The following is a 4,386-nucleotide window of genomic DNA, read 5'->3' as shown; positions in this document are numbered from 1 at the left end:
CCTCTCGCAATGACCGCAAAATCCAAATCTGCCATCGTTCTGTTGTCCGGTGGCCTCGATTCAATGGTTGTTGCCGGCTTGGCGCGCGAGGCAGGCTATGACCTTATCGCGCTGACCATCGATTATAACCAGCGCCACCGGATTGAGCTTGATAGTGCCGCGACCATCGCGGCGCATTTGGGGGCGATTGAACATATCGTCCTGCCGCTTGATCTGACACGCTTTGGTGGCTCCGCGCTGACCGCGGACATTGCTGTTCCCAAAGAGGGCGTTGAAGAAAACGCTATCCCGATCACTTATGTGCCCGCGCGCAACACGATATTCCTGTCCTTATGCCTTGGCCTTGCCGAAGCACGCGGTGCACGGGATTTGTGGATTGGGGTCAATGCGCTCGATTATTCGGGCTATCCCGATTGCCGCCCGGAATTCATCCGTGCCTTTGAAAGCATGGCCAATTTGGCCACCAAGGCGGGTGTTGAAGGCGATCATTTCAGTGTCCACACGCCGTTGCTGCACATGAGCAAGGCCGATATCGCCACGCAAGCGGCGCGGCTTGGCCTTGATGCGGGCATGAGCTGGTCCTGTTACGATCCGACGCCCGATAACAAAGCCTGTGGCCGCTGTGACAGTTGCCGTTTGCGGGCCAAGGGCTTTGCCGATGCGGGATTGCCCGACCCCACCGTTTACGCATGAGCTACGCGGTTAAAGAGATTTTCCTGACGCTTCAGGGCGAAGGCGTCCATGCGGGCCGCCGTGCGGTATTTCTGCGCTTTGCCGGATGTAATTTGTGGACGGGCCGCGAAGAAGACCGCAGTTCGGCCATTTGCCAATTTTGCGATACTGATTTTGTCGGCATGAATGGCGAAAATGGCGGCCGTTATGACGCGGCTGACCTTGCGGCAAAAGTTGCGGATTTATGGGGTGATGGCACGCAATCGCGCTATGTCGTGATAACCGGCGGCGAACCCATGTTGCAGGTCGATGATGCGATTGTCGACGCATTGCATGCGCACGGGTTTCAGATCGCCATTGAAAGCAACGGCACTATCGCGGTTCATCCCGGCATCGATTGGGTCTGCATCAGCCCCAAGGCAGGATCCGACGTGGTCCAACATCATGGCGATGAACTGAAACTCGTCTGGCCGCAATTGGCGAGTGATTTGGACCGTATGGAAGGATGGCAATTTGACCATTTCCTCATCCAGCCCATGGATAAAGGCGACGCGGTGTTGAACGCGGCCAGCGTAGAGGACGCGACACGCTTCGTCATGGACCGCCCAAAATGGCGCTTATCCTTGCAAAATCACAAGATTTTGGGGTTGCCCTGACCCTTATTAAATATGCTTGAAACCTTTTCCCAAAGATGACAGTCTTATGACGGGAAGAGGAGATCGGGAAAATGGCAAAAGCCAAACAAGCGCAATTGCGCAGCTATAAAAGCTATTCAAAACGTATGTCCGATCATGTCGCCTTTGCGCTGGTGGTCTACACATTGGCACTGATATTTTTGGTGACGCCCACCATTGAATCGCGTGGTACGTCGATTTTCCCTTATTTTGTCTTGGTCTTTTTCGTGGCTGTAGTCATTCCGCCATGCCGTAATATGGAGCGTCGCTGGCAGGCGCTGGATGCCGCTGCGTATAATGGCGATGGCCTGAAGACGTATTATGTCGCGGACCGGTTGAAGCTTTGGATTGCCGCCTTGGTCATTCCGGCGATTTTGGCGGTTTTGTTCACGGTATTTTGACCGCCGTTTGATTGACGCTGGAACGGCCCGCGCCTAAGCGGGAATCATGCTTAAACCTCAAGAAGCGCTTGATCGCGCGCACAATCTCGTTTCCCAAGCCATTAAAGCCGGTGCCGATGCCGCCGATGCCGTATATGTGTGTGAAGCATCTACGGACGTTCAGGTGCGGCTGGGCCAGTTAGAGGATGTGGCCCGATCCGAAGGCGAAGACATCGGCTTGCGGGTTTTTGTCGGCCAGCGGTCGGCGACGATTTCATCGTCCAACATGAACCCCGATATTCTGGCCGGTTTGGTGGCCCGCGCGATCGACATGGCGAAGGAAGCACCCGAAGACCAATATGCGGGTCTCGCGCCGCACGACCGGCTGCTCATGGGCGCAATTCCGGACTTCGACAGCGATGATGGCCAAGACCCCGATCCCGCACAGCTTCGCGCAGCAGCGCTTGAATGCGAAGACGCCGCACGCGCCGTTCCGGGCGTCACCAACAGCGAAGGCGCTGGCGCAAGCGCGTCGCGCTCGATCTTTGCGCTCGCCACCAGCCACGGCTTTGCAGGCGTAAAGGCTGGATCAGGCTATGGCATATCGGCCAGCGTGCTGTCGGGCGATGGCGATGCCAAGGAACGCGATTATGACTGGCGTTCGGCGCGGCATCTTGCCGATCTCGCCAGCCCCGCCAGCGTCGGCACGTGTGCCGGTGAACGCGCCGTGAAACGGTTGAACCCCGGCACCATCAAAAGCGGACAGATGCCCGTGGTCTTTGACCCGCGCGTTGGCAGTTCTTTTGTTGGGCATTTGCTGGGTGGGATTAGCGGGTCGGCCATTGCCCGCAAAACAAGCTTCCTGCTGGAATCGCTCGGCGCGCAATTGTTCGACAGCGGCATATCAATCATCGACAATCCGCATGTGCAGCGCGGGCTTGGGTCGCGCGCCTTTGATGGCGAAGGCCTGCCCACGGCGCGCCGTGCCATTATCGAAAATGGCGTTTTGACCGGCTGGTTGATGGAAAGCGCATCGGCGCGGCAATTGGGATTGGAACCCACGGGCCATGCCAGCCGCGGCGTGAGCGGCGCACCGGGCGTCAGCCCATCCAATGTGCATTTGGAGGGCGGCAGTGTCAGCGTTGCCGAACTGATCGCGGATATCAAACATGGCGTCTATGTGCACGAACTGGCTGGGCAGGGCGTGAACCCGGTGACGGGCGATTACAGCCGTGGTGCCGCCGGTTTCCTGATCATCAATGGCGAAATTGCCGGACCCGTGAGCGAATTTACCATTGCCGGCAATTTGAAGGATATGTTTGCAGCAATGACCGCCGCGAACGATCTGGAATGGATCCGCAGCATCAATGTGCCGACCTTGCGGATCGACGGCATGATGATCGCAGGTGCCTGAACGCCAGCTTGATAGAGACGCCGTAATCGCAGCCACGCAGGAAGCTGCGGCGTTGGCGTTTGCCAGCTGGCGCGACGGCGCAGTGCCCGATGCCAAGGTATGGGAGAAGAGCCGCGACAATTTCGTGAGCGAAATTGACATGGCCGTCGACGCGTTGCTGACGACACGTTTGCAGGCAATTTTGCCGGAGGCGGCATGGCTGTCCGAAGAGACGCTGGATGACCAAAAGCGCCTGGATGCGCGGCTGTTGTGGCTGGTCGACCCTATTGACGGCACACGCGATTATGTGCGCGGGCGCAGCGGATGGTGCGTGTCGGTTGCCTTGGTGGCCGATGGTATTCCGGTCTTTGCGGTGATGGCCGCGCCGGCCGAAGACAAAATCTGGGTCGCGGCACGCGGCGAAGGCGTGACGTGCAACAATGCGCCTCTGTCGGGCAGCACACGATTGGATTTCAACGGATCACGCGTGCCCGCCGATGAATTGCCGCGGCTCGATGCGGACCTTGTGACCGTGACCAAGCCCAACAGCATCGCGATGCGGATGACGATGGTCGCCTGTGACCGTGCCGACTTGGTCGCAACGCTGCGCTGGGGCAATGAATGGGACATCGCCGCGGCGCACCTCGTCGCGCAGGAAGCAGGCGCAGTCGTGACCGATGCGCTTGGCGGACCGATATTGTATAATAAGCGCAAACCATTGGATTTCGGCCTGATTTGTTGCGCGCCGGGAATACATGACGCCGCGGTGGAGCGCTTGTCGGGGCGCGCGGCGCGGTTGTTAAATCCGTCCGTTTGACGTTGATTTAGGCAACGTCCAAATGCCCATCACCGTCACCCTGAACTTGTTTCAGGGTCTTACTTGCCCACGTCGAAAAAGTAAGATCCTGAAACAAGTTCAGGATGACGAATGTGGGGAGTTGAAACAATGTCTGGATGCAGAGCTTGAGAGCTAAACCCTCGCCCGCGTCCACAAAGCGTCGCGGTCCATGGCACGCGGGTTGTTCGCAACAGCATCGACAAACGCTTTGCGTACCCAGCGAAACTTTTCGGGCCGGCTGGTGAAAATACGTTGGTTCCACGCGTGGCTATCGGCGGCGCGGACTTTGCGGGCGATTTCGCCATAAATGCCAGCGGCGGATAACACCGCCCATCGCGCACGCAGCGGCAGGTTCGCGGCGCCGACGCGTGCCGACGCTTCATATTGTTCGGCTTCGTCCGCCAGCCAACGGCCCATCAGCGCCAGTTT

6 protein-coding genes are annotated in these 4,386 nt (G+C 58.4%); 5 read left to right on the top strand and 1 reads right to left on the bottom strand.

Annotated features, from left to right (window positions below; translation table 11 throughout):
* The first annotated feature begins 9 nt into the window (after window positions 1-9).
* The 5 genes from queC to ACIQ5B_RS10365 all read left to right on the top strand — a co-directional run bounded on the left by queC (window position 10) and on the right by ACIQ5B_RS10365 (window position 3,936).
* Window positions 10-693 carry a 7-cyano-7-deazaguanine synthase QueC gene (gene queC, locus ACIQ5B_RS10385; RefSeq protein WP_397598955.1) on the top strand — a complete coding sequence of 228 codons (684 nt, stop codon included), beginning with the start codon at window positions 10-12 and terminating at the stop codon, window positions 691-693.
* Window positions 690-1,328, top strand: coding sequence for a 7-carboxy-7-deazaguanine synthase (gene queE / locus ACIQ5B_RS10380; RefSeq protein WP_397598954.1), 639 nt, complete (start codon window positions 690-692; stop codon window positions 1,326-1,328). The genes queC and queE overlap by 4 nt, the downstream gene beginning before the upstream one ends.
* A gap of 71 nt (window positions 1,329-1,399) precedes the next feature.
* Window positions 1,400-1,747, top strand: coding sequence for a hypothetical protein (locus ACIQ5B_RS10375; protein WP_397598953.1), 348 nt, complete (start codon window positions 1,400-1,402; stop codon window positions 1,745-1,747).
* 46 nt (window positions 1,748-1,793) lie between these two features.
* Window positions 1,794-3,140: a TldD/PmbA family protein gene (locus tag ACIQ5B_RS10370; protein WP_397598952.1), complete on the top strand. Its 1,347-nt coding sequence runs from the start codon at window positions 1,794-1,796 to the stop codon at window positions 3,138-3,140.
* Entirely contained in the window at window positions 3,133-3,936 is an 804-nt protein-coding gene (locus tag ACIQ5B_RS10365) for an inositol monophosphatase family protein (protein ID WP_397598951.1), read from the top strand. The genes ACIQ5B_RS10370 and ACIQ5B_RS10365 overlap by 8 nt, the downstream gene beginning before the upstream one ends.
* A 153-nt stretch (window positions 3,937-4,089) precedes the next feature.
* On the opposite strand, the gene ACIQ5B_RS10360 is transcribed toward ACIQ5B_RS10365, so the two are convergent.
* Window positions 4,090-4,386 (bottom strand): squalene/phytoene synthase family protein (locus tag ACIQ5B_RS10360; protein WP_397598950.1); only part of this gene is annotated, 297 nt, incomplete at its 5' end.

The organism is Sphingorhabdus sp. (assembly GCF_044374345.1).
Lineage (GTDB): Bacteria > Pseudomonadota > Alphaproteobacteria > Sphingomonadales > Sphingomonadaceae > Sphingorhabdus_B.
The sequence above is the reverse complement of the archived record's forward strand: the minus strand, read 5'-3'. Positions and strand labels throughout refer to the sequence as shown.